This is a genomic window from Brachybacterium equifaecis (genome assembly GCF_023509525.1).
GTDB lineage: Bacteria > Actinomycetota > Actinomycetes > Actinomycetales > Dermabacteraceae > Brachybacterium > Brachybacterium equifaecis.
Map to the genome: position 1 here is coordinate 123,981 of NZ_JAKNCJ010000003.1, position 23,223 is coordinate 147,203.

Consider the following 23,223-nt stretch of genomic DNA (forward strand, 5'->3'; position numbering starts at 1 on the left):
GCAGGCGGGTGGTCGGGGTGGTCGCGGCCCTACAGGCCGGGGACCAGCGAGGGAGGCGCGAGCACGGAGAGCGCCGGGAGGTTCCGCAGCGCTCCGAAGAGCAGCGCGATCACGGCGAGGGTGACGACCAGCCAGCTCGGCGGGAGCATCGTGCGGCTCGATCCGCGCATGCGCCGGACGGTCCAGATCGCGAGCCACGCCGCCGCGATCGGCAGCAGGAGCACCAGCAGCGCGTTGCTGTGCAGGGCGAGCGCGAGGTCCCCCTCGAGCAGGGCGTGCACCGCGCGGATCGCTCCGCAGCCGGGGCACAGAAGCCCGGTCGCGGCCCGCACGGGGCACAGCGGGATGTGCTGGGTGAAGGGGTCGAACACCGCCTGCACGGCGAGGGCCAGGGCCCCGGCCGCCGCCAGGAGACCCAGCGGCAGGACCGCTGCGCGCGGGCCTGCCTGTGCCGTCACTGGGCGATGACCGCGGAGTTCTTCCGCTTCTGACCGTAGCCCGCAGCGCGCAGGGCGAACGAGGCCACCAGCGTCAGGCCGATCACTGCGGCGCCGGCGATCACGAGCACGGAATTCCCGAGGACGAGACCGAAGGCCAGCACGATCGCGCCGAGGATGACGCCGACGGTCATCGTCCAGGCGGCGACGGTGTTGCCCTCGTTGTGCGGAGGGGGCGGGGGAACGGTGTAGGTCTTCGACATGGTGCTCTCTCCGGTGCGGTGGACGGGCTCTGCCATTCTGCCACGCGAGGAGGCCGCTGGGCTCTCAGCGGCGGCGGCTGGGATCCTCACCGCGCGAGAGGGCGTCCCACACGGCGGCGGGATCCTCCTGCGGATCTGCGTGCTCGGGCACGGGCTCGGTGGCGCGGGCGTAGCGCGAGCGGGTCCGGGCGGCCGCCGACCAGGTGCGGCCCCGCAGGAGCACCAGGGCGCCGATCAGCACCAGTCCCGCGGCCGGTGCGAGGACCGCGAGCGGCCAGAGGGTGGCGCTCGCCTGCATGTCGCCGCCGAGCACGCCGGTCTCGGCGAGCAGCGCGCCGCGCGCACCGCTGGAGGGATCGCTGCGGAAGAGCAGCGCGCTCGCGGCCGCGCCGAGCCCGGTGACCACGAGGACGGGACCGGTCAGCAGGTGCACCCAGCGCGCGGCGAGCGTCGTCGCGAGCGCGGCGGCCCCTGCCGCCAGAGCGAGGGCCACGACGGCGGGAGCGGCCTGGCTCCCGGGAACCTCGACGGTGCGCATCGCTCCGGCGAGGTCGGCGCCCTGCGCGCGCGCCCACGTCGCCCGGGACAGCGCCGCCAGGATGATCGCGCAGACGATCCCCCCGAGCACCGCAGCGCGTCGGGTCATGCGTCGCGCACCGTGTCGGCAGAGGCCACGGCGCGCAGAGCGGCCGCGGCCTTCGCCTGGGACTCGCGGTGCTCCATGGTCGCGTCGGAGTCGGCGACCACTCCCCCGCCGGCCTGGACGTGCGCGGTGCCGTCCTTGAGGACGGCGCTGCGGATCGCGATCGCCATGTCCATGTCGCCGGCGAAGTCGATGTACCCGACCGTCCCGCCGTAGACGCCGCGCCGCACCGGCTCGAGGCGGTCGATGATGCGCATGGCCGCCGGCTTCGGGGCGCCCGAGAGGGTCCCCGCGGGGAAGGTCGCGCGCAGGGCGTCGTAGGCCGTGCTGCGCTCGCGCAGCTGGCCGGTGACGGTCGAGACGATGTGCTGGATGTGGCTGAAGCGCTCGATGTGCATGAAGTCGCGCACCACGATGCTGCCCGGCTCGCAGAACCGCTGCAGGTCGTTGCGCGCGAGGTCGACGAGCATCAGGTGCTCGCTGCGCTCCTTGGGATCGGCCAGCAGGCCCTCGGCGAGGGAGGCGTCCTCCTCCGGGCTCGCTCCGCGCGGCCGGGAGCCGGCGATCGGATGCGTGGTCGCGGTGCGTCCCCGCACGGTGACCAGCGACTCGGGGCTCGCGCCGACCACGTCGATCGGCTCGCCGTCGCCGTCCACGGTGCGCAGCAGGAACATGTACGGACTGGGGTTCATGCGGCGCAGCACCCGGTAGACGTCCAGCGGATCCGCCGCCGTCGGCAGCGAGAAGCGCTGGGAGGGGACGACCTGGAAGATCTCGCCGTCCACGATGTCGCGGACCGCCTCCGTCACGGAGCGCTCGTACTCGAGCTGCGAGGTGCGGGCCTTCGGGGCGATCTCCCGCACCCCCTGGTAGACCAGCGGGCGCGTGGCCAGGGGGCGGCGCAGGCGCTCGAGCATGGAGTCCAGGCGCGCGCGGGCATCCCCGTAGGCGGCATCCACGCCCTCGCCCGTCCCGTTGAGATTCAGGGCGTTGGCGACCAGCAGCACGGTCCCGTCGTGCGCGTCGTGGACGGCGACGTCCTGGGCCAGCAGCATCGACAGATCGGGGATGCCGATCTCGTCGGCCGGGACGTCGGGCAGCTTCTCCCAGTAGCGCACCGCGTCGTAGGCGAGGAAGCCGACAAGCCCGCCGGTGAACGGCGGCAGCTCGGGATCGCGCGCCGAGCGGAACTCCCTCGCGACCGCGGCGAGGGCCTCCATGGGGTCGCCGTCGACCGGCACCCCCGCGGGCGCATCGCCGATCCAGCGCGCCTCGCCGCCCTGCTCGGTGAGGATCGCGCTCGCGCGCGCGCCGATGATCGACCAGCGCGAGGCCTCTCCCTCTCCGGCCGACTCGAGCAGGAACGTCCCGCGCGGATCCTCGGCATCGGTCAGCCTGCGGTAGAGCGACAGCGGGGTGTCCTCGTCGACGAGGAGCCGCAGGGTCACGGGCACGATGCGCTGCGCCCCGGCGAGGGCGCGGAAGCCCTCGAGGTCCGGCTGGACGACCCCCAGCGCATCCCCTTCGACGCCCCCGACGAGCGCGGGGTAGTGCTCGGGGGCGGCCGCCCGATCGGCGGATCCGGTGCTCTGGGCGCCGCTCATGCGGTGACGCCCCGGTGCGCGGGCTCCAGGACGAGGGCCGGGACCTCTCCCCCGTCGAAGCAGGTCGCGGTGCCGCGGTGGCACGCCGCCCCGATCTGATCGACGCGGATGAGCAGCGCATCGCCGTCGCAGTCGAGCGCGACCTCGCGCACGAACTGGGCGTGGCCGCTGGTGTCTCCCTTGCGCCAGTACTCGCCGCGCGAGCGGGACCAGAAGGTCACGCGACCGGAGGTGAGCGTGCGGCGGATCGCCTCGTCGTCCATCCATCCGAGCATCAGCACGTCGCGACTGCTCGCGTCCTGCACGATCGCCGCGACGAGCCCCTGGGCATCGCGCGTCAGCCGCGCGGCGAGCTGCGGGTCCAGGGGCGCCTGCTCGGCGCTCACAGCGCCCTGCCGAGGGCCTCGGCGCGATCCGTGCGCTCCCAGGTGAACTCCTCCAGCTCCCGGCCGAAGTGGCCGTGCGCGGCGGTGCGCTGGTAGATCGGGCGCAGCAGGTCGAGCTCCTCGATGATCGCGGCCGGGCGCAGGTCGAAGACGGCGGAGACGGCGCGGGCGATCTGCGCGTCGGGGACCTTCCCGGTCCCGAACGTCTCGACGTAGAGGCCGACGGGCGCGGCGACGCCGATCGCGTAGGCGACCTGGACCTCGCAGCGCTCGGCGAGGCCCGCGGCGACCACGTTCTTCGCCACCCAGCGCATCGCGTACGCACCGGAGCGGTCGACCTTGCTGGGATCCTTGCCGCTGAAGGCGCCGCCGCCGTGGCGGGCCATGCCGCCGTAGGTGTCGACGATGATCTTGCGGCCGGTCAGCCCCGCATCGCCCTTGGGGCCTCCGATCACGAAGCGGCCCGAGGGATTGATGTGGAAGGTGACGGAGGAGGTGTCCAGACCGAACGACTCGAGCTCCTCGAGCACGGGGGCGATGACCACGGAGCGCAGGCCGGGCTTGAGCTGGCTCTCGATGTCGACGTCCTCGGCGTGCTGCGTGGACACGACGATCGTGTCGACCGAGCGGGCGATGTCGTCGTCGTCGTAGCCGATGGTCACCTGGGTCTTGCCGTCGGGGCGGAGGTAGGGCAGCACGCCGTCGCGCCGTGCCCGCGAGAGGTTCTCGGAGAGCGCGTGCGCGGCGTGGATCGGCAGCGGCATCAGCTCGGCGGTGTCCGTGCACGCATAGCCGAACATGAGGCCCTGATCGCCGGCGCCGAGCCCGGCGAGCAGATCGGTCGACCCCGACTCGCGCGTCTCGAGCGAGGAGTCGACGCCCTGGGCGATGTCCGAGGACTGCGAGCCGATCGAGACCTCGATGCCGCAGGAGTCGGCGTCGAAACCCTTCGCCGAGGAGTCGTAGCCGATCTCGCGGATCACGTCGCGCACGATGCGGGCGACGTCCGTGTACCCGGAGGTGCGCACCTCGCCCGCCACGTGCACCAGGCCCGTGGTCACCATCGTCTCCACCGCCACCCGGGACTGGGGGTCCTGGGCGATCATGTCGTCGAGGATGGCATCGGAGATCTGGTCGCAGATCTTGTCGGGGTGGCCTTCGGTCACCGATTCGGACGTGAAGCAGCGCAGCGCCGTGGAACTCATGCGTCCCAGGGTACCCAGCCCTTCTGCGCGAGGACGCCCCGCGTCTCATCCAGCACGGCGTGGGCGACAGTGATCTTCTCCCCGGCCGCCTCCGCGCGCAGCTCCCCCTGGGCGTCGAGGATCTGGACGGCGTTGCTCTCGGAGCCGAAGACCCCGGCGGTGACGTCGTTGAACACCAGGAGATCGGCGCCCTTGCGCCGGGCCTTGCGCTGCGCGAGCTCGAGGCTCGACGCGCTGGAGTCGCCCGTCTCCGCGGCGAAGCCGACGATCGCGGCGGGGCTCTGCCCGCCGCCCTCCGCCCGCTCCTCGACGCTCGCGTGCAGGATGTCCTCGGTGCGCCGCAGGGCGATCACCGGAGCGTCGGAGTCCTCGGTCTTCTTGATCTTCGCGCCGGAGCGCTCCACGGGCGTGAAGTCGGCGACCGCCGCGGCCATGATCAGCACGTCGCAGGAGCGGCGCGCCTCGGCGACGGCGGCGGCGAGATCCGCCGCGGAGACCACGTCGATGCGGCGCGCCCCCGGAGGGGTCTGCGCCTGCACGTTCGCGGCGATGAGGGCGACCTCCGCGCCGCGGGCGAGCGCGGCGTGGGCCAGCGCCCAGCCCTGCTTCCCCGAGGAGTGGTTCGCGAGGTAGCGCACGGGATCGATCTCCTCGCGCGTGCCGCCGGCGGTGATGACGATCCGCGCCCCGGCGAGGTCCTGTGCCGCGGTGCGCGGGGCCCCGAGCTGCGCGTGCACGGCGGCGAGGATCGCCTCGGGCTCGGGAAGCCGGCCCGGACCGCTGTCGGGTCCCGTGAGACGGCCGACGGCGGGCTCGAGCACGCGGATGCCGCGCTCGCGCAGCACCGCGACGTTCTCGCGCGTGGCCGGGTTCTCCCACATCTCGGTGTGCATCGCCGGGGCGAGCAGCGCGCGATCCCCCGCCATGAGCAGGGTCGCGGTGAGGAGGTCGTCAGCCCGGCCCATCCGCGCGCGTGCCATCAGATCGGCGGTCGCGGGGACCACGACCACGAGATCCGCCTCCTGGCCGCGCCGCACGTGCGCGACCTGCTCCACGTCCTCGAAGACGCTCGTGAGGACCCGGTGATGGCTCAGCGCCTCCCAGGTCGCAGCGCCCACGAACGCGAGCGAGGAGGGCGTGGGGATCACGCGGACCTCGGCGCCGGACGCGACAAGGCCGCGCACCACGTGCGCGGCCTTGTAGGCGGCGATCCCTCCGCTGACGCCGACGACCACGCTCCTGCCCTGCAGCGGGGCAGAGGTCGGGGCGGCCTTGTCGGCGCTCATCAGCGGGAGCGGATCAGAAGGTGAAGTCGGTGCTGGGCGGCTCGGGCGCGTCGTCGCCGAGGACGAGCGGGGCGAGGACCGGCTCCTCGTCGGCGGCGGCGGCGAGCTCGGCCTCGTCGATCTCGCGGGCGACCAGCAGGCCCTCGTCGATCTCGCGCAGCGCGATCGACAGCGGCTTCTCCTGGTTCGCGACATCGACCAGCGGGCCCACGTTCTCGAGCAGGCCCTCGGAGAGCTGCGCGTAGTACGCGTTGATCTGGCGTGCGCGCTGGGACGAGTACAGCACGAGCGCGTACTTCGAGTCGACGTCCTCGAGGAGGCGGTCGATGGGCGGGTTCGTGATGCCCTCGGGGTGGGCGACGGTTCCGAACACGGAAGGTCCCTTCGGTTGGCAGATCGGGGATGCGCACCGCGGGACCGACCCAGCGGGCGGCGCGGCCAGCGCATGCAACGATCCAGGATACGCGAAAGCGGGCCCGGCGGCGAGCATGCCGCAGGCGGGATGCGTCACCGCCCGCTCAGCGCGGCGGAGCGAGGATCAGCTCAGCGCGGCGGAGCGAGGATCAGCTCGACGAGGCGGTCCGCGGCCTCGGCGACAGTGTCGTTGACGATCGTGACATCGAACTCGCTCTCGGCGGCGAGCTCCACGCGCGCGGTCGCCAGTCGGCGCTCGCGCTCCTCGGGGGTCTCGGTGCCGCGGCCGACGAGCCGGTCCACCAGCTCGTCCCAGCTCGGAGGGGCCAGGAACACGAAGCGCGCGCCCGGGAGGGTCTCGCGCACCTGCCGCGCTCCGGCGAGGTCGATCTCCAGGAGCACAGGCCGGCCCGCTGCCACCATCTCCTCGACCCGCGCGCGCGGCGTGCCGTAGCGGTGCCGCCCGTGGACGACCGCCCACTCGAGCATCTGGCCGTTCTCGACGAGGGAGGTGAACTCCTCCTCCGAGACGAAGAAGTAGTGGACCCCGTCGATCTCTCCCGGCCGGGCGGGCCGGGTGGTGGCCGAGACGGACAGCCAGATCTCGGGATGGTCTCGCCGGATAGCGGCCGAGACGGTCCCCTTGCCCACCGCGGTGGGGCCGGCGAGGACCGTCACGCCGACCGGTGCGGCGTCGGTGTGCTCTGCGGAGCGCGGAGCCGTCACTCGGAGAAGTGGGAGACGAGCTTCTGGGCCTGATGGGAGCCGAGGCCGCGGATCTTGCGCGAGGGGGAGATGCCGATCTCCTCCATGATCTGCTGCGCCTTGACCTTGCCGACGCCCGGGAGGGCCTCGAGGAGGGCGGAGACACGCAGGCGCCCCACGATCTCGTTCGACTCGGCCTCGGCGAGGACCTTGGCGATCTCTTCGCCGCGGCGGCCGGTGGACTCCTTCAGGCGGGCCTTGATCGACGCACGCTCACGACGCGCCTCGGCTGCCTTCTTCAGCGCGTCGGCGCGCTGTTCCGGGGTGAGGGGAGGGAGAGCCACTGTCGTACCTCTGTTCTGTGCTCGGAGGGTTCGCTCGCCGTCGGGGGCTCCGGGGCGAGAGGCGCTGCGAGGCGCTCGGGATGGGGACCCGCGCGCCTGCGGAGCAGTGCCCCGCAGCGACCAGTGGGAGCACTGTAACCCGTCAAGTTGGACGGAGGAGTCCGCTTCCGGAGGCTCGGAAACCGCCGTCGAGCGGCCTGCGAGGGTTTCTTCTCACCTCACCGGCGGCGAGCCCGCTGCTCGCGCGCTATTACCTGCGAGAAACACAGCGGTGCAGGTCACAGCGCATACTGCTGCGCGAGCTCGCGGACACGGGTGCGCAGCGCGACCGGATCGGGACCGGCTGCGACCACCTGTCGCGAGATCGAGACGAGCACCTGCCCCCGCGCGTCGCCGAAGACGGCGTCGCGCTCCGCCGGACCGGCGCCCTGGGCGCCGAAGCCGGGGGCGAGCAGCGGGCCCCGCACTGCCGCGAGGTCCAGGCCCAGCTCCTGCACGGCATCGCCGGTCGTGGCGCCGATGACCAGTCCCGCGCCGCCCCACTCCCCCGCCGGAGCCGACGCGTTCGCGGCGGCGGCGTGCTCGGCGATGGCGCGCGCGATGGCGCGCCCGTCGGCTCCGCGCGCGTGCTGGACCTCGCGGCCCTCGGGGTTCGAGGTGAGGGCGAGGACGAACACGCCCTTCCCGGCCGCGTCGGCGCGCTCGAGCGCCGGGGCGAGTGAGCCGAAGCCGAGGTAGGGGCTGAGCGTGATCGAGTCCGCCTCGAGCGGCGCACCAGGGGCGAGCACGGATTCGACGTAGGCGTCCATCGTGGAGCCGATGTCCCCTCGCTTCGCGTCCAGGATGCTCAGCACGCCGCGGTCGCGCAGGAGAGCCAGCGTCTCCTCCAGCGCAGCGACGCCGGCGGACCCGTGGCGCTCGAAGAACGCCGCCTGCGGCTTGAACGCGCAGACATGCTCGCCGCAGGCCTCGACGACCGTGCGGGAGAAGCTCCGCACGCCGTCGGCATCATCGGGAAGGCCCCAGTCGCGCAGGATGCCGGCGTGGGGGTCGATGCCGACCACGAGCGGTCCGCGCTCCCCCACTGCGCGCTGGAGCCGCGCTCCGAATGCCTCCGCGGCGCTCATGCGCGCACCTCGCTCGCGCGGGCGCCGTCGAGGAAGGCGTGGTGCTCCTGGAGGCTGCGGACCTCGAAGTGCCCCTCGGGCAGCGCCTCGATCCCCTGCACGGCTGCCTGGAACTCCTGCAGCGTGGTGATGATCGGGATGTCCATGCTGGTCGCGGCGGCGCGGATGCGGTAGCCGTCGGCCCGGGCATGCGTGCCGGACGGCGTATTGAGCACGAGCGCGATCCGTCCGGACTCGATCAGCTCGAGGACCGAGCCGTCCGGGCCGCCTTCCGATGCCTTGGCGATGACCTGGCAGGGCACTCCCGAGCGGCGCAGCACCGCGGCGGTTCCGGCGGTCGCGAGGACCTCGAAGCCGAGCGCGGCGAGCCGCGCGGCCGGCAGGACGATCCCCCTCTTGTCCCGATCGGCGACGGAGACGAAGACCGCTCCGGACTCCGGCAGGCCCTGCCCGGAGATCGCCAGCTGCGACTTCGCGAAGGCGAGCGGGAAGGTCGTATCGAGTCCCATCACCTCTCCGGTCGATCGCATCTCCGGCCCCAGCAGGGAGTCGACCGCGTGGCCGTCGGCCGTGCGGAAGCGCTTGAAGGGCAGCACGGCCTCCTTCACGGCGATGGGGGTGTCCTCCGGGAGGGCGCCGCCGTCGCCTGATCCCGGCAGGATCCCCATCTCGCGCAGCTGCGCGATCGAGCTGCCCGCCATGAGCAGCGCGGCCGCCTGCGCGATCGCGACGCCGGTGGCCTTCGCGACGAAGGGGACAGTGCGCGAGGCGCGCGGGTTCGCCTCCAGGACGTAGAGGACGCCCGCCGAGAGGGCGTACTGGACGTTCAGCAGCCCGCGCACGCCCACACCCTCGGCGATGGCCCGAGTGGAGGTGCGGATGCGCTCGATGACCGCCTCGCCGAGGGTCACGGGCGGCAGCGTGCAGGCGGAGTCGCCCGAGTGGATGCCCGCCTCCTCGATGTGCTCCATGACGCCCGCGAGATACAGCTCCTCGCCGTCGAAGAGCGCGTCGACGTCGATCTCGGTGGCGGTGTCCAGGAAGGAGTCGATGAGGATCGGCGCCTCGGCGCGACCGCTCTCCGGCAGGTTCCGGCTGACGTAATCGGCCAGGCCCTCCTCGTCGTAGACGATCTCCATGCCGCGCCCGCCCAGCACGTAGCTGGGGCGCACGAGCACGGGGTAGCCGACCTCGGCGGCGACCTTCCGCGCGTCCTCGAGACCCCAGGCGGTGCCGTAGGGCGGCGCCGGGAGCGAGGCCCGCTGGAGGACCGCGCCGAACGCCCCGCGATCCTCGGCGGCGTCGATCGCCGCCGGAGACGTGCCGATGATCGGCAGCCCTGCCTCCTGCAGCGAGCGCGCGAGGGACAGGGGGGTCTGACCGCCGAGCTGCACGATGACGCCGGCGACCGGGCCCGCGGCCTTCTCGGCCTCGTAGATCTCCACGACGTCCTCGAAGGTGAGGGGCTCGAAGTAGAGGCGGTCGGCGATGTCGTAGTCGGTGGAGACGGTCTCGGGATTGCAGTTGACCATGATCGTCTCGAACCCGCCGCCGGTCTGATCGGCGTCTCGGCCGAGCGCGATCGCCGCGTGCACGCACGAGTAGTCGAACTCGATGCCCTGGCCGATGCGGTTCGGACCGGAGCCGAGGATCATGATCGCCGGCTTCTCGCGGCTCTCCACCTCGCTCTCCTGGTCGTAGGTCGAGTAGTGGTAGGGCGTGGAGGAGGCGAACTCCGCGGCGCAGGTGTCCACCGTCTTGTAGACCGGGTTGATGCCGAGGGCCTCGCGCACGCCCTTGGCGACGTCGCCCGAGAATCCGCGCAGCTGGCCGATCTGCTCATCGGAGATCCCGTGGCGCTTCGCCCGGCGCAGCAGATCGGCATCGAGGTGCTCGGCCGCGCGAACGTCGGCGGCGACCTCGGCGATCAGCAGCATCTGGTCCAGGAACCAGCGATCGATGGCGGTGGCCTCGTACAGGCGCTCGATGGTCTGGTCGGGATCCAGCACGCCCTCGGCGGCGGCGCGCAGGATCCGCGAGATCGCGACCAGTCGGGAGTCCGTGGGGATCCGCGAGGCCTCCAGCAGTCGATCGACCTCTGCGGCATCCGGCGCCTCGCCCGAGTAGTCGACGACCGCCGAGGTCACGTCGAGGGAGCGCTGGGCCTTGCCGAGGGCCTCGGTGAACGAGCGGCCCATCGCCATCGCCTCGCCGACGCTCTTCATGGTGGTGGTGAGGGTGGCGTCGGCCGCGGGGAACTTCTCGAAGGCGAAGCGCGGGATCTTCACGACGATGTAGTCCAGCGCCGGCTCGAAGCTCGCGGGCGTCGTGCCGGTGATGTCGTTGCGGATCTCGTCCAGCGTGTAGCCGATCGCGAGGCGCGCGGCGATCTTCGCGATCGGGAAGCCCGTGGCCTTCGACGCGAGGGCCGAGGAGCGCGAGACGCGCGGGTTCATCTCGATGACGACGATGCGGCCCGTATCGGGGTGGATCGCGAACTGCACGTTGCAGCCGCCGGTGTCCACGCCGACCTCGCGGATGATCCCGATGCCGAGGTCGCGCAGCCTCTGCATCTCGACGTCGGTGAGGGTGAGGGCAGGGGCGACGGTCACGGAGTCGCCGGTGTGCACGCCGACGGGGTCGACGTTCTCGATCGAGCAGATGACCACGCAGTTGTCGGCGCGGTCCCGCATCAGCTCGAGCTCGAACTCCTTCCAGCCGAGGATCGACTCCTCCAGGAGCACCTCGGTGGTCGGGGAGTAGTGCAGTCCGTCCCCGGCGATGCGGCGCAGATCCGCCTCGTCGTAGGCCAGGCCCGAGCCGAGACCGCCCATCGTGAAGCTGGGCCGCACGACCATGGGGTAGCCGAGGTCCTCTGCGGCCGCGAGGCAGTCCTCCATCGTGTGGCAGATGTGGGAGCGGGCGGACTCGCCCCCCACGCGCTCCACGACGCCCTTGAAGAGCTGGCGATCCTCGGCCTTCTGGATCGCGTCGATCGAGGCGCCGATCATCTCCACGCCGAACTCGGCGAGGATCCCGCGCTCCTCGAGGGCGATCGCCGCGTTCAGCGCGGTCTGGCCGCCGAGGGTCGGCAGGATCGCGTCAGGGCGCTCCTTGGCGATGATGGTGCGGATGACGTCGGGGTCGATGGGCTCGACGTAGGTCGCGTCCGCGATGTCCGGGTCGGTCATGATCGTGGCGGGGTTGGAGTTCACGAGGATGACCCGCAGCCCCTCCTCGCGCAGCACGCGGCAGGCCTGGGTACCGGAGTAGTCGAACTCGGCGGCCTGCCCGATCACGATCGGCCCGGAGCCGATCACGAGGACGGAGGAGATGTCGTCGCGACGGGGCATCAGGAGTCCTTCCCGGCAGTCGAGGCCTGGTGCGCGCGCACCAGGTCGACGAGGCGGTCGAAGAGGTAGGAGGCATCGTGCGGCCCTGAGGCCGCCTCGGGGTGGTACTGGACCGAGTAGGCGGGCAGGTCCAGGCAGCGGATGCCCTCGACGACCCCGTCGTTCAGGGCGATGTGGGAGACCTCGACCTTCCCGTAGCGGCCGTCTCCGAACGGCGCATCGTGCTGGCCCTCGACGGGGATGTCGACGGCGAAGCCGTGGTTCTGCGCGGTGATCTCGACCTTGCCGGTCGCGACGTCGAGCACGGGCTGGTTGATGCCGCGGTGGCCGTACTTCAGCTTGTAGGTGCCGAAGCCGAGCGCGCGGCCGAGGAGCTGGTTGCCGAAGCAGATGCCGAAGAACGGGATGCCCGCATCCAGCACTCCTCGCAGCAGCGCGACCTGATCGTCGGCCGTCGCGGGATCGCCGGGGCCGTTGGAGAAGAAGACGGCGTCGGGCTGGGTCGCGAGCAGCTCCTCGAGCGAGGCGGTCGCGGGCAGGAGGTGCACGCGCAGGCCGCGGGCGGCCATCGCGCGAGGCGTCGCGCCCTTGATGCCGAGGTCGACGGCGGCGACCGTGCCGATCGCCTCGCCGTCCGGTTCGATGACCACGGGCTGCGGGATCGTCACCTCGTCCACGAAGCTCGCCCCGCTCATCGCGGGAGCCTCGGCGACGCGGGAGACCAGCGCCGCCTCGTCAGCCCCCTCGAGCGCTTCGCCCGAGAAGATGCCGCCGCGCATCGCGCCGCTCTCGCGCACGATGCGCGTGAGCATGCGGGTGTCGATCCCCGCGATGCCGACGACCTCGTTCGCCACGAGGAGGTCCTCGAGCGATCCCTCCGAGCGCCAGTTCGAGGCGATGCGGCTGGCCTCGCGCACGGCGTAGCCGCGCACCCAGACCTTCCGCGATTCCATGTCCTGGGCGTTCTGGCCGGTGTTGCCGATGTGCGGGGCGGTCTGCACGACGATCTGCCCGGCGAAGGAGGGATCGGTGAGGGTCTCCTGGTAGCCGGTCATGCCGGTGGTGAAGACGACCTCGCCGAGCCGTGCGCCGCGGGCGCCGTAGGCCTCGCCGCGCAGGATCGTGCCGTCCTCGAGGACGAGCACGGCGGGCTCAGGAGCGCCCCGACGGGGGCGGGCTGTGCTGGGAGGAGTGGTGCTCATGCGATCTCCTGGGATTCGGAGGAAGTGGTGCGGGAGGAGGGGTCGGGCTCATCGGCGGTGCGCAGGACGCCGTGGGACTCGGCGATCGAGAGGAGGAGGTCATGGCCCTCGTCCGTCTCGAAGCGCAGGCCTGTGTCGAGGAGAGTTCCGCCGAGGTTCCAGCGGATGATGATGAGCGCCTCGCCGCCCATCCATTTGCCGATCATTCCGGGGGCGGTGAAGACGGCTTCGACGTCGCTCCAGGGAATGTCGAGGTGGCGGCCGGGGTGGTCGATAGTGACCAGCGGGGTCGAGGCGTCGAGGACGTCGCTGACGCCGACTCGCGCCCGCATGCCGAGGCCGTACGCGGTGACGCGGTCCAGGGTGCTGGGAGCGATCGTGGTCGCCACGTACGTCGCGAAGCCGATCTGGCGCCCGGTGGCCGCCTTGCCGCCCGCGATGTACTCGTAGAAGCCGGTCTGGCCGCTCTGCCGGTCCGCGCGCCGGCGCCAGCTCCACCGCATGAGGCCGAAGATCCCGATGAGGAGGAGCACGAGGAAGGCGACGGGCGGGACGTAGCGCGAGAGTTCCTCCACCGGGTCAGCACTCCCCTGCCGCGCCTGCGGCGCTCTCGCGCTCGACGATCCGGCCTTCGCGCACCGTGGGGCGCGCGGCGAGCAGGGTCAGCCTGTTCGCCCCGGGCAGCTCGGTGCCGGCGAAGGGCGAGTTGTGCGATCGCGAGGCGTGCTCCGCGGTGTCGACCCTCCGGCGCGGCCGGGGGTCCCACAGGAGCAGGTTCGCGACCTCGCCCTCCCGGATCGGGCGGCCCTGGCTGTCGTCGCGGGCGATCAGCGAGGGCTTCTCCGACAGCACGCGGGCGACATCGCGCCAGCTCATCGCTCCGGTGTCGACCATCGTGGACTGCACGATCGAGAGCGCCGTCTCGAGCCCGGTCATGCCGAACGCGGCAGTGTCCCACTCGCGGTCCTTGGCGTCCTGCGGGTGCGGGGCGTGGTCGGTGGCGACGATGTCGATCGTCCCGTCGGCCAGGCCCGCGCGCACCGCCTCGACGTCGGCCTGCGTGCGCAGGGGCGGGTTCACCTTGTAGAGCGCGTCGTACCCGCGCGCCTCCTCGTCGGTGAGCAGCAGGTGGTGCGGGGTGACCTCGGCCGTGACGTCCACGCCGCGCAGCTTCGCCCAGCGCACGATCTCGACGCTCCCGGCGGTCGAGAGGTGGCAGACGTGCAGGCGGCTGCCGACGTGCTCTGCGAGCAGCACATCGCGCGCGATGATCGACTCCTCGGCGACGCTCGGCCAGCCGGTGAGGCCGAGCTCCGCAGAGACCCGCCCCTCGTGCATCTGGGCGCCCTCGGTGAGGCGGGGGTCCTGGGCGTGCTGGGCGATGACGCCGTCGAAGGTCTTCACGTACTCCAGCGCCCGCCGCATGAGCACCGGGTCGTGGACGCACTTGCCGTCGTCGCTGAACACGCGCACCCGGGCCTTGGAGGAGGCCATCGACTCGAGCTCCGCGAGGCGCTCCCCCGCGAGGCCGACGGTCACCGCGCCGATCGGGTGGACGGCGCACCAGGCGGCATCCTCTCCGCGGCGCAGCACCTGCTCGACGACGCCCGCGGTGTCGGCTACGGGGTTGGTGTTCGCCATCGCATGGACGGCGGTGAAGCCGCCGCGGGCGGCGGCGCGGGTACCGGTCTCGACGGTCTCGGCCTCCTCCCCACCGGGCTCGCGCAGGTGCGTGTGGAGGTCCACGAGTCCGGGCAGCAGGATGCAGCCGTCCCCCTCGATCTCCTCGACGTCGCCCGGGTTCGGGAGGTCGGTGCCGACGGCGGAGATCAGGCCGTCCTCGACGAGCACGTCCTGGACGTCCTCGCCGTAGGGGCGGGCACCGCGGATGAGCAGCGGGGCGGGAGCGGGGGCGATGGGTGCGGGGCTCAGGGTCATGATCCCTCCCTCTCGTTGGAGGCCAGCAGATGGAAGAGGACGGCCATGCGCACCACGACGCCGGCGGCGACCTGCTCGATGATCACGCTGCGGGGGCCGTCGGCCGCGCCGCCTGCGATCTCGAAGCCGCGGTTCATCGGGCCGGGGTGCATGATGATCGCGTGCTCCGGCAGGCGCGCGGCGCGCGCGTCGGTGAGCTGGAGCAGCCGGGTGTACTCCGCGGCGCTCGGGAAGTAGCCGCCGCCGAGCATCCGCTCGCGCTGGACGCGCAGCATCATCACGGCATCGGGTCCCTGCGCGATCGCGTCGTCGAAGTCGTAGCTGACCTCGCACGGCCAGACGTCCGCTCCCACCGGGACCAGCGAGGGCGGGGCCACGACCGTCACACGGGCGCCCAGCATCGTCATCAGCTGGACGTTCGAGCGCGCCACGCGCGAGTGGAGGATGTCTCCCACGATGACCACGTGCAGGCCGTCGAGCCCGGCGCCGTCGAGGGAGCCGGATGCCGAACGCGCGCCGAGGTGGCGGCGCAGGGTGAAGGCGTCCAGCAGCGCCTGCGTGGGGTGCTGGTGAGTGCCGTCGCCCGCGTTGATGATCGGCACGTCGATCCAGCCGGCGTGGGCGAGCTTGTGCGCGGCCCCCGAGCTCGGGGCGCGCACCACGACCGCGTCCGCGCCCATCGCCCGCAGGGTGAGGGCGGTGTCCTTGAGCGATTCGCCCTTGGAGATGCTGGATCCCTTGGCGGCGAAGCCGATGACGTCGGCCGAGAGGCGCTTCGCGGCCGCCTCGAAGCTGAGCTTCGTGCGGGTGGAGTCCTCCATGAAGAGGTTCACGATGGTGGAGCCGAGCAGCGCGGGGAGCTTGCGCATCTGGCGCTCCTGCGTGGCCGCCATGCGCTCGGAGGTGTCGAGCAGCTCGATGGCGGCGGCGCGGTCGAGGTCGGCGATCGTGATGAGGTGCTTCATCGCGACTCCCCCTGCTCTGCGTCCGCCCCGCCGACGATGCGCACGGCGTCCTCGCCGTCGGTCTCGCGCAGGTGCACGCTCACGCGCTCGGAGCGGGAGGTGGGGAGATTCTTGCCGACGTGGTCGGCCCGGATCGGCAGCTCGCGGTGCCCGCGATCCACGAGCACGGCGAGGCGCACCGCAGCGGGCCGCCCGATCGCGCCGATCGCGTCGAGGGCGGCGCGGATGGTGCGCCCGGAGTACAGGACGTCGTCGACCAGGACCACGATCCGCCCGTCGACCCCGCCGCCCGGGATGACGGTCTCGTAGGGCACGCGCGCGGGGCGGCGGCGCAGGTCATCGCGGTGCATCGTGATGTCGAGGGAGCCGACGAGGTCCTCGAGCGAGCGTCCGGCGCCGTCGGCCTCGAGGATGATGCGGCCGAGGCGCTGCGCGAGGGGGGTGCCCCGGTGGGGGATCCCCAGCAGGACGAGGTCGTCCGCGCCGTGGCCGGTCTCGAGGATCTCGTGCGCGATGCGCACGAGGGAGCGATGGATGTCCTCCTCGTGGAGGACCGTCTTCTCACTGGCGGGCATGATCTTCTCCCTTCCGCGTCTCACAGGGCGCGAAGTTAAAGGGCGGTGGATCGAATGCGATCTTCAGCATCCTAGTGCGGCGCCGGCGGCGCGCGCAGGTCGTCTCAGCTGCGCGCGCCTCAGCCCTGCAGCTCGCGGATCTCGGCGATGCGCTGGAGGAGCGCGTTGACGAACTTCGGGGAGTCCTCGGTCGACAGCTCGCGGGCGATCGTCACATACTCGCCGACGACTGCTCCGAGGCCCTCGAGGGGGGTGTCGTGCAGGATCTCCGCGGAGCCCAGGCGCAGGATCGCGCGGTCCACGGCGGGCATGCGGTGCAGGGGCCAGTCGCGGCTGAGCGCGGAGAGCTCCTCATCGATCTCGCCCTGGTGGGCGGCGAGGATCGTGACCAGCTGCGCGGAGCGCTCCGGGAGGGGGGTCTGCGCTGCGGTGCGGGTGCGGCGCTGCGCGAGGAGCGCGAGGAGATCCTGGACGCGGGCGTCGGCCTCGTAGGCGACGTCGATCGCGCGCACCCGCTCGCGGGAGCGGGAGGTGAGGCGCTTCGGGTTCGCGGGGTACGACTTCAGCAGCTCCACCTCCTCGCCCTCGCGGCCGGGCAGCGGCAGGTTCAGCGGGTCCAGCACGTCAGGCGCGCCCGAGGTAATCGCCGCTGCGGGTGTCGACCTTGACCTTGGTGCCCTGCTCGAGGAAGAGCGGGACCTGGATCTCCTTGCCGGTCTCGAGGGTCGCGGGCTTGGTGCCGCCGGAGGAGCGGTCTCCCTGCAGACCGGGCTCGGTGAAAGTGATCTCGAGGACCACGCTCGCGGGGAGCTCGACGAAGAGGACCTGGCCGTTGTGGAAGGCGAGGACGACGTCCTGGCCCTCGAGGAGGTAGTCCTTCGCATCGCCGACGACAGCGGCGGTCACGTTGGTCTGCTCCCAGGTGGTGGTGTCCATGAAGACGAACATGTCGCCGTCCATGTACGAGTACTGCATGTCGCGCTTGTCGACGGTCGCGGTCTCGACCTTGAGGCCGGCGTTGAAGGTCTTGTCCACGCCCTTGCCGGACATCACGTTCTTGAGCTTGGTGCGCACGAACGCGGGGCCCTTGCCGGGCTTGACGTGCTGGAACTCGATGACCTGCCAGAGCTGGCCCTCCAGGACGAGGATCGTGCCGTTCTTGAGATCGTTCGTGGTCGCCATGGGACTCCTCGGTGGGGCGGGCAGCACCCGCGGTGGGGGCGGGCCGGGGGCCCGCAGTCGGTCGGTGGCGGCGCGCGCAGGGCGCGCCGCAGGCCCGGTCATCCTACCGGCCGGTCCGCGTCCGTGCGCGGGCGAGCGCGGCAGCGCGGGGCCCGACGTAGTGAAGGTCGCATGCGTCGGAGTCTCAGGCGAGGAAGGCGATGGCGGCCCAGCCCAGCAGTCCCGCGAGGACCGCCCAGAGGATCGAGGCGAAGGTGCCGACGAGGAACCGCTCGGCGGCGCCTTCGTGCGCCTTCAGCTCGGGGTACCGGCCGAGGCCCTTCAGCGCGATCACCAGGGCGAGCAGCTCGGGCCTGCCCGCGAGCACGCAGCCGGCGACGGCCGCCCGCTCGAGCAGTCCGATCCAGAGGCCTCCCCGCAGCAGCTCGGCCCCCGCCCGGGGCTCGCCGCTCGGCGCTTCGAGCAGCGGGATGCCGCGCTCGTCGGCGCTGCGCACGTGCGTGGGCGACTTGGAGGCGCGCAGCACGAGCGCGGTCACGGGCCAGCCGCCGATCGACGCGAGGGCCACGCTGAGCGCGCCGAGCAGGATCATCAGTGCCATGGGGCCATCATGCTCCCGCGGTGGGACCTTCGAGATCCGGTGCGCTGGGGCGGGGCGTGGTGAGGTCGATCATCGCGAGCAGCCGCCGGGCCAGCGGGTGCACCCCGCTCTCCTCTCGCCAGCCGCTCGTGGTGAACGCGCGCGAGACGGTCTGCTGGGTGACGCCGAGCCGGGAGGCGATCTCTGCCTGGGTCGCGGCGGGGTCGCGCCGCAGCTCCCGCACGACCCTCCACTGCCCGGGCTTGCGACTGCGGATCAGTCGACCGACGAGCCGCAGCAGGGCTTCGAGCTCGCCCACCTGCTCGGCGAGGCGGTCGTCGGGGGCGCGCACGCACAGCGGCACGGAGCTGGTGCGGCGGGCGGCCTCCACGGCCTCCCGGGCGGCGACGAACGCATCGCCCCGCCCGGCGCGCACGGAATCCTGCAGGGGTGCAAGGACCTGCCCGATCCCGATCCCGATGCTCCACTCCCCCGTCTCGAGGATCCGCAGGGTCGCCTCGAGCGCGGCATCGGCGGTGTCGGCGAGCATCTGCACCTCATCGCCCGCGGTGCGCTCGGGCGCAAGTCGGAGAGGGACTCCGGAGAGCGCGTCGAGGAGCTCGGGGACGCGATCGTCCCGGCTGCGGCTGGAGACCTGGTCGACTGTGAGAACGAACATGCGCCGAGCCTATCAGCGCGGCGCGATTCACAGACACTAATCGCTGTTCGCCGCGACACAGTCGATTCCGACTGTGCGTCACATCCGGCTCACGCCATCTCGATGAGATCCTCGTAGGTGGAGTTCCACAGGTCCTCTTCGGCGTCAGGCATGAGCAGGACGCGCTCGGGGCTGAGCGCGCGCACGGCGCCGGGATCGTGGGAGACCATGATGATCGCGCCGGTGAAGGAGCCGAGCGCCCCGAGGATCTCCTCGCGGCTGGCGGGATCGAGGTTGTTCGTCGGCTCGTCCAGCAGCAGCACGTTCGCGCTGGAGACGACGAGCGCCGCGAGCGCGAGACGGGTCTTCTCGCCTCCGGAGAGGACGCCGGCGGGCTTGTGGACGTCATCTCCGGTGAACAGGAACGATCCGAGCACCTTGCGGGCCTCGACCTCGGGCATGTCGACTGCGGCGCTCATCATGTTCTGCAGGACGCTGCGCGACCCGTCGAGGGTCTCGTGCTCCTGCGCGTAGTAGCCGATCTTCAGCCCGTGCCCGGCGATGACCCGGCCGGTGTCGGGCTGATCGACGCCGGCGAGGATGCGCAGCAGGGTCGTCTTGCCGGCGCCGTTGTAGCCGAGGATGATCACGCGCGCGCCGCGGTCGATCGCGAGGTCGACGCCCGTGAAGATCTCCAGGCTCCCGTAGGACTTCGAGAGATCCTCGCCCATGAGCGGGGTCTTGCCGCACGGGGCAGGATCGGGGAAGCGCAGGCTCGCCACGCGATCCTTCTGGCGCTCGTCCTCGACGCCCTCGAGCATCCGCTCGGCGCGCTTGAGCATGTTCTGGGCGGCGACGGCCTTGGTGGCCTTCGCGCGCATCTTCTCGGCCTGGACGGTGAGGGCAGAGGCCTTCTTCTCGGCGTTCGCGCGCTCGCGCTTGCGGCGCTTCTCGTCGTCCTCGCGCTGGCGCAGGTACTGCTTCCAGCCCATGTTGTAGACGTCGATGACGGCGCGGTTCGCGTCGAGGTAGAAGACCTTGTTCACGAGCTCCGCGACGAGGTTCACGTCGTGGCTGATGATGATGAGCGCGCCGCGGAAGGTCTTCAGGTAGTCGCGCAGCCACACGATGGAGTCGGCATCGAGGTGGTTGGTGGGCTCATCGAGGATCAGGGTGTCGGCCTGCGAGAAGAGGATACGGGCGAGCTCGACGCGGCGGCGCTGGCCGCCCGAGAGGGTGCGCAGGGGCTGATCGAACAGGCGCTGCTCGAGGTTGAGATTGTCGGCCATGCGCTTGGCCTCGCCCTCGGCGGCGTAGCCGCCGGCGACGTCCAGCTCGTTGCTGATCCGCACGTAGCGGTTCATCGCCTTCTCGCGCCGATCGGGCGTGAGGGACTCATCCGCCATCTCGTGCTCGGCCTTGTGCAGGCGCTCGAACAGGGTGTCGAGGCCCCGGGCGCCGAGGATCCGCTCGACGACGGTCTGCTCTGGATCCCCTGCGCGCGCATCCTGCGAGAGGAAGCCGAGCGATCCGGAGATCTCGATGCTGCCCTCGCTCGCCTGGCGCTCCCCGGAGAGGACGGTCGTAAGGGTGGTCTTTCCGGCGCCGTTGCGGCCGACGAGGCCGACGCGATCCCCCGGGCTGATCGTGAAGTTCACGCCGCTCATGAGGACCCTGGCCCCGACGCCGATCTCGAGGTCGTGGGCGATGATCATGGGGGTGGGCTCCTGGGGGATGGCGTGACGACGGTGCGGCACGGCGGCCGACGGAGGTGCCGAGTCTACGGGCCCATCGGGCTAGGGCGCCCAGCCGAGGCCTACACATCAGGGCAGCTGAGGGCCGTCAGCGACGGTTACCGTTCAGTACTACTCGCGGACCACAAAAGAGATCCATCTCATAGCAATTTACGCCTCCGCAGGTCAACGACTCCCGTGCGTGAACACAAGGTTACACCAGGCAAAACGGACGGTACGGAATGCTTCGCGACCGGCTGTCTACCCCTATCGTATGAGGACGGCGCTCCCTGCACGTCGCTCGAGGTCCGGCCAGCCGACCACCTCAAGGAGTCCCCGTGACCGATCCCCGCCCAACCAACACACCCGCCGCACTCTCGCGCCGCGCTCTGTCTCGGGGTGCAGCCTGGTCCGTGCCGGCCCTCGCGGTCGCATCCGTGGCACCCGCCCTCGCCCTTTCGCTCACCGGTTGTGCCACCATGCTCTGGACGAAAACCACGCTCTCGGGCGCCCAGGGCACCAGCGGCGTCCGCACCGGCACGATCACTCTCGCGAGCGGCGACAAGGTCACGGTGACTGTGTCGCAGAACCGCACGGGCGGAAGTCGTAGCTATGACCAGGCTTTGACGTACGACGGAACCAATGGAGACTTCAGCGCAACCTCGGCGGGAGCCCAGCGGGCTGGGACCGCAGGTGCCGGAGCGAACAAAGATGCGAAGTACGTTGTCGACCCGTCGACCACGAGTTCGGTCCTCACTCTGAACCAGCAGACCTCATCTTCTGGTTCACGCGCTTCAGAAACTCTGACGTTCAGCTTCAAGGATTCCACAGGCGCACTCGTGACGCCGGAAACTATGTCGTTCAACATTTACGACATCACCATGCAGGATAAGTCCATCATCTCGAGCACTAAAGCCAACCAGCGGTACACCGACCAGGTCTCCTTCGCAAACGCGACGATGACGACCACCAATCACGGGGGCGTCCCTGCCACTTACACGCAGACGGCTACGAGTCTCACGGGTACCAGCCAGTCAACCGCGACCGGTAACTATGTGGACGTCGTGCTGACTCCGACCGGGAGTGGGAATGTCACGTTGACATATGCGAACGCCAATACATATGGCCCACTGACCAGCAGCTTCAACCAGCAGTACATCGGCATCGGCGACCTCGAGGTTTGCTTCTGAGCAACCGCTGAACCCGGCGGGGCAGTCCAAGTGAATGCCGCGCATAGCAACGAGGCGGCACCACTGCCGTCGCAGCGCCCGGGGCATCGAAGAATCTCTTCGTGTCCCGGGCGCTGTTCGCATCCCAGGAGAATACGAGCACGGGCGCCGGATCGACTCCGAGCGCGCACTTCGTACGAGCCGCCGGCGCACGACCCGCTCGCACGCGGCTCAACGCACGACCGAACATGCGCCGGGAACGACGAAGCCCCCGACCTGAGTCACGCAGATCGGGGGCTTCGAGCGCCTGTGATGCAGAGAACTCCTCAGAGATTGAACCCGATCGCCCGCAGCTGCTCGCGGCCGTCCTCGGTGATCATCTCCATGCCCCACGGCGGCATCCACACCCAGTTGATGCGGTGCGCCTCGGTGATGGGATCGAGAGCCGCGAAGGTCTGCTCCTCGAGCACGTCGGTCAGCGGGCAGGCGGCGGAGGTCAGCGTCATGTCCACGACCGCCTCGCCGTTCTCGACCTTCACCCCGTAGATCAGGCCCAGGTCCACCACGTTGATGCCGAGCTCGGGATCGATGACGTCCTTGAGCGCCTCGATCACCTCCGCCTCGCCCACATGCTCGGACCCAGCTGCCGCGTCGGACTGCGCCTCCGGCTGCACCGGGATCTGCTCGCTCACTTGGCGCCCTCGAGGAAGCGCTCGTAGCCCTCGGCCTCGAGGCGCTCGGCGAGCTCAGGGCCGCCCTGCTCGGCGACCTTGCCGTTCACGAACACGTGCACGAAGTCGGGCTTGATGTAGTTGAGGATGCGCGTGTAGTGCGTGATGAGCATGATGCCCAGGTCCGTGCGCTCCTTGGCGCGGTTCACGCCCTCGGAGACCACGCGCAGCGCGTCGACGTCGAGGCCCGAGTCGGTCTCATCGAGGATCGCGATGGAGGGCTTCAGCAGCTCCATCTGCAGGATCTCGTGGCGCTTCTTCTCGCCGCCGGAGAAGCCCTCGTTGACGTTGCGCTCGGCGAAGACCGGATCCATCTTCAGCTCGTCCATTGCCGAGCGGACGTCCTTCACCCAGGTGCGCAGGGCCGGGGCCTCGCCGGAGACGGCGGTCTTCGCGGTGCGCAGGAAGTTCGAGACGCTGACGCCCGGCACCTCCACTGGGTACTGCATGGCGAGGAAGATGCCGGCGCGGGCGCGCTCGTCCACGCTCATCTCCAGCACGTCCTGGCCGTCGAGCGTGACGGAGCCGGAAGTGATCTCGTACTTCGGGTGGCCGGCGATGGCATAGGCGAGGGTGGACTTGCCCGAGCCGTTGGGACCCATGATCGCGTGGGTCTCCCCCGCCTTGATGGTGAGGTCGACCCCCTTGAGGATCTCCTTGGTGCCCTCGGGCGTCTCGACGGTGGCGTGCAGGTCGCGGATCTCGAGGATCGACATGGTGCGG

At 71.2% G+C, this 23,223-nt stretch carries 25 protein-coding genes; 1 reads left to right on the forward strand and 24 read right to left on the reverse strand.

Annotation, left to right across the window (positions count from 1 at the left end; translation table 11 throughout):
• Nucleotides 1–29: 29 nt before the first annotated feature.
• From Bequi_RS08395 to Bequi_RS08500, 22 genes are all read right to left on the reverse strand, one after another.
• Nucleotides 30–458: a DUF2752 domain-containing protein gene (locus tag Bequi_RS08395; protein ID WP_249737485.1), complete on the reverse strand. Its 429-nt coding sequence runs from the start codon at nt 456–458 to the stop codon at nt 30–32.
• A complete protein-coding gene (locus tag Bequi_RS08400; protein WP_249737486.1) occupies nt 455–736 on the reverse strand; it encodes an HGxxPAAW family protein in 282 nt (93 codons plus the stop codon). Before Bequi_RS08400 ends, Bequi_RS08395 begins: the two co-directional genes overlap by 4 nt.
• Before the next feature lie 28 nt (nt 737–764).
• Complete coding sequence (locus Bequi_RS08405; RefSeq protein ID WP_249737487.1) at nt 765–1,346, reverse strand: Trp biosynthesis-associated membrane protein; 582 nt, start codon at nt 1,344–1,346, stop codon at nt 765–767.
• On the reverse strand, nt 1,343–2,947 hold the full coding sequence (locus tag Bequi_RS08410) for an anthranilate synthase component I (protein ID WP_249737488.1): 1,605 nt from the start codon (nt 2,945–2,947) through the stop codon (nt 1,343–1,345). The genes Bequi_RS08405 and Bequi_RS08410 overlap by 4 nt, the downstream gene beginning before the upstream one ends.
• Nucleotides 2,944–3,333, reverse strand: a complete 390-nt coding sequence (hisI, locus tag Bequi_RS08415; RefSeq protein WP_249737489.1) for a phosphoribosyl-AMP cyclohydrolase — start codon at nt 3,331–3,333, stop codon at nt 2,944–2,946. The genes Bequi_RS08410 and hisI overlap by 4 nt, the downstream gene beginning before the upstream one ends.
• Nucleotides 3,330–4,538, reverse strand: coding sequence for a methionine adenosyltransferase (gene metK, locus Bequi_RS08420; RefSeq protein WP_249737490.1), 1,209 nt, complete (start codon nt 4,536–4,538; stop codon nt 3,330–3,332). Before metK ends, hisI begins: the two co-directional genes overlap by 4 nt.
• A complete protein-coding gene (gene coaBC / locus Bequi_RS08425; RefSeq protein WP_249737491.1) occupies nt 4,535–5,824 on the reverse strand; it encodes a bifunctional phosphopantothenoylcysteine decarboxylase/phosphopantothenate--cysteine ligase CoaBC in 1,290 nt (429 codons plus the stop codon). Before coaBC ends, metK begins: the two co-directional genes overlap by 4 nt.
• Nucleotides 5,825–5,837: 13 nt before the next feature.
• Nucleotides 5,838–6,197 carry a DNA-directed RNA polymerase subunit omega gene (rpoZ, locus tag Bequi_RS08430; RefSeq protein ID WP_249737492.1) on the reverse strand — a complete coding sequence of 120 codons (360 nt, stop codon included), beginning with the start codon at nt 6,195–6,197 and terminating at the stop codon, nt 5,838–5,840.
• A 170-nt stretch (nt 6,198–6,367) separates the two neighbouring features.
• Entirely contained in the window at nt 6,368–6,964 is a 597-nt protein-coding gene (gmk, locus tag Bequi_RS08435) for a guanylate kinase (protein WP_249737493.1), read from the reverse strand.
• Nucleotides 6,961–7,287 (reverse strand): integration host factor, actinobacterial type, encoded by a 327-nt coding sequence (gene mihF / locus Bequi_RS08440; protein WP_249737494.1) that lies wholly within the window; start codon nt 7,285–7,287, stop codon nt 6,961–6,963. Before mihF ends, gmk begins: the two co-directional genes overlap by 4 nt.
• Nucleotides 7,288–7,565: 278 nt before the next feature.
• A complete protein-coding gene (gene pyrF / locus Bequi_RS08445; RefSeq protein ID WP_249737495.1) occupies nt 7,566–8,414 on the reverse strand; it encodes an orotidine-5'-phosphate decarboxylase in 849 nt (282 codons plus the stop codon).
• A complete protein-coding gene (carB, locus tag Bequi_RS08450) occupies nt 8,411–11,767 on the reverse strand; it encodes a carbamoyl-phosphate synthase large subunit (RefSeq protein ID WP_249737496.1) in 3,357 nt (1,118 codons plus the stop codon). The genes pyrF and carB overlap by 4 nt, the downstream gene beginning before the upstream one ends.
• Nucleotides 11,767–12,969 (reverse strand): glutamine-hydrolyzing carbamoyl-phosphate synthase small subunit, encoded by a 1,203-nt coding sequence (gene carA / locus Bequi_RS08455; RefSeq protein ID WP_249737497.1) that lies wholly within the window; start codon nt 12,967–12,969, stop codon nt 11,767–11,769. Before carA ends, carB begins: the two co-directional genes overlap by 1 nt.
• A complete protein-coding gene (locus Bequi_RS08460) occupies nt 12,966–13,544 on the reverse strand; it encodes a PH-like domain-containing protein (RefSeq protein WP_249737498.1) in 579 nt (192 codons plus the stop codon). The genes carA and Bequi_RS08460 overlap by 4 nt, the downstream gene beginning before the upstream one ends.
• Before the next feature lie 4 nt (nt 13,545–13,548).
• Nucleotides 13,549–14,907: a dihydroorotase gene (locus Bequi_RS08465; RefSeq protein ID WP_249737499.1), complete on the reverse strand. Its 1,359-nt coding sequence runs from the start codon at nt 14,905–14,907 to the stop codon at nt 13,549–13,551.
• Nucleotides 14,904–15,872: an aspartate carbamoyltransferase catalytic subunit gene (locus Bequi_RS08470; RefSeq protein WP_249737500.1), complete on the reverse strand. Its 969-nt coding sequence runs from the start codon at nt 15,870–15,872 to the stop codon at nt 14,904–14,906. Before Bequi_RS08470 ends, Bequi_RS08465 begins: the two co-directional genes overlap by 4 nt.
• Entirely contained in the window at nt 15,869–16,447 is a 579-nt protein-coding gene (gene pyrR, locus Bequi_RS08475) for a bifunctional pyr operon transcriptional regulator/uracil phosphoribosyltransferase PyrR (RefSeq protein WP_249737501.1), read from the reverse strand. The genes Bequi_RS08470 and pyrR overlap by 4 nt, the downstream gene beginning before the upstream one ends.
• Before the next feature lie 119 nt (nt 16,448–16,566).
• Nucleotides 16,567–17,070 (reverse strand): transcription antitermination factor NusB, encoded by a 504-nt coding sequence (gene nusB / locus Bequi_RS08480; protein ID WP_249737502.1) that lies wholly within the window; start codon nt 17,068–17,070, stop codon nt 16,567–16,569.
• Between the two features lies 1 nt (nt 17,071).
• Nucleotides 17,072–17,629 (reverse strand): elongation factor P, encoded by a 558-nt coding sequence (gene efp / locus Bequi_RS08485; RefSeq protein WP_249737503.1) that lies wholly within the window; start codon nt 17,627–17,629, stop codon nt 17,072–17,074.
• 184 nt (nt 17,630–17,813) lie between these two features.
• A complete protein-coding gene (locus Bequi_RS08490) occupies nt 17,814–18,230 on the reverse strand; it encodes a hypothetical protein (protein ID WP_249737504.1) in 417 nt (138 codons plus the stop codon).
• 7 nt (nt 18,231–18,237) lie between these two features.
• A complete protein-coding gene (locus tag Bequi_RS08495) occupies nt 18,238–18,888 on the reverse strand; it encodes a MarR family transcriptional regulator (protein WP_249737505.1) in 651 nt (216 codons plus the stop codon).
• 89 nt (nt 18,889–18,977) lie between these two features.
• On the reverse strand, nt 18,978–20,582 hold the full coding sequence (locus Bequi_RS08500; protein ID WP_249737506.1) for an ABC-F family ATP-binding cassette domain-containing protein: 1,605 nt from the start codon (nt 20,580–20,582) through the stop codon (nt 18,978–18,980).
• Between the two features lie 356 nt (nt 20,583–20,938).
• Between Bequi_RS08500 and Bequi_RS08505 the strand changes: the two genes are divergently transcribed.
• Nucleotides 20,939–21,790, forward strand: a complete 852-nt coding sequence (locus Bequi_RS08505) for a hypothetical protein (RefSeq protein ID WP_249737507.1) — start codon at nt 20,939–20,941, stop codon at nt 21,788–21,790.
• 305 nt (nt 21,791–22,095) lie between these two features.
• Here Bequi_RS08505 and Bequi_RS08510 read toward each other — a convergent pair whose 3' ends face one another.
• Nucleotides 22,096–22,398, reverse strand: coding sequence for a metal-sulfur cluster assembly factor (locus Bequi_RS08510; RefSeq protein WP_347271985.1), 303 nt, complete (start codon nt 22,396–22,398; stop codon nt 22,096–22,098).
• 59 nt (nt 22,399–22,457) lie between these two features.
• Nucleotides 22,458–23,216, reverse strand: a complete 759-nt coding sequence (gene sufC, locus Bequi_RS08515; RefSeq protein ID WP_249737508.1) for a Fe-S cluster assembly ATPase SufC — start codon at nt 23,214–23,216, stop codon at nt 22,458–22,460.
• Between the last annotated feature and the right edge of the window lie 7 nt (nt 23,217–23,223).

What these genes read in the sequence shown, in the direction of transcription:
- sufC (WP_249737508.1), bottom strand. Translation starts at nt 23,216, where the DNA reads ATGTCGATCCTCGAGATCCGCGACCTGCACGCCACCGTCGAGACGCCC.
- Bequi_RS08400 (WP_249737486.1), bottom strand. Translation starts at nt 736, where the DNA reads ATGGCAGAGCCCGTCCACCGCACCGGAGAGAGCACCATGTCGAAGACC.
- Bequi_RS08470 (WP_249737500.1), bottom strand. Translation starts at nt 15,872, where the DNA reads ATGAAGCACCTCATCACGATCGCCGACCTCGACCGCGCCGCCGCCATC.
- Bequi_RS08500 (WP_249737506.1), bottom strand. Translation starts at nt 20,582, where the DNA reads ATGATCATCGCCCACGACCTCGAGATCGGCGTCGGGGCCAGGGTCCTC.
- Bequi_RS08490 (WP_249737504.1), bottom strand. Translation starts at nt 18,230, where the DNA reads ATGGCACTGATGATCCTGCTCGGCGCGCTCAGCGTGGCCCTCGCGTCG.
- pyrR (WP_249737501.1), bottom strand. Translation starts at nt 16,447, where the DNA reads ATGCCCGCCAGTGAGAAGACGGTCCTCCACGAGGAGGACATCCATCGC.
- metK (WP_249737490.1), bottom strand. Translation starts at nt 4,538, where the DNA reads ATGAGTTCCACGGCGCTGCGCTGCTTCACGTCCGAATCGGTGACCGAA.
- carA (WP_249737497.1), bottom strand. Translation starts at nt 12,969, where the DNA reads ATGAGCACCACTCCTCCCAGCACAGCCCGCCCCCGTCGGGGCGCTCCT.
- Bequi_RS08405 (WP_249737487.1), bottom strand. Translation starts at nt 1,346, where the DNA reads ATGACCCGACGCGCTGCGGTGCTCGGGGGGATCGTCTGCGCGATCATC.
- Bequi_RS08465 (WP_249737499.1), bottom strand. Translation starts at nt 14,907, where the DNA reads ATGACCCTGAGCCCCGCACCCATCGCCCCCGCTCCCGCCCCGCTGCTC.
- carB (WP_249737496.1), bottom strand. Translation starts at nt 11,767, where the DNA reads ATGCCCCGTCGCGACGACATCTCCTCCGTCCTCGTGATCGGCTCCGGG.
- Bequi_RS08410 (WP_249737488.1), bottom strand. Translation starts at nt 2,947, where the DNA reads ATGAGCGGCGCCCAGAGCACCGGATCCGCCGATCGGGCGGCCGCCCCC.
- efp (WP_249737503.1), bottom strand. Translation starts at nt 17,629, where the DNA reads ATGGCGACCACGAACGATCTCAAGAACGGCACGATCCTCGTCCTGGAG.
- pyrF (WP_249737495.1), bottom strand. Translation starts at nt 8,414, where the DNA reads ATGAGCGCCGCGGAGGCATTCGGAGCGCGGCTCCAGCGCGCAGTGGGG.
- coaBC (WP_249737491.1), bottom strand. Translation starts at nt 5,824, where the DNA reads ATGAGCGCCGACAAGGCCGCCCCGACCTCTGCCCCGCTGCAGGGCAGG.
- Bequi_RS08495 (WP_249737505.1), bottom strand. Translation starts at nt 18,888, where the DNA reads ATGTTCGTTCTCACAGTCGACCAGGTCTCCAGCCGCAGCCGGGACGAT.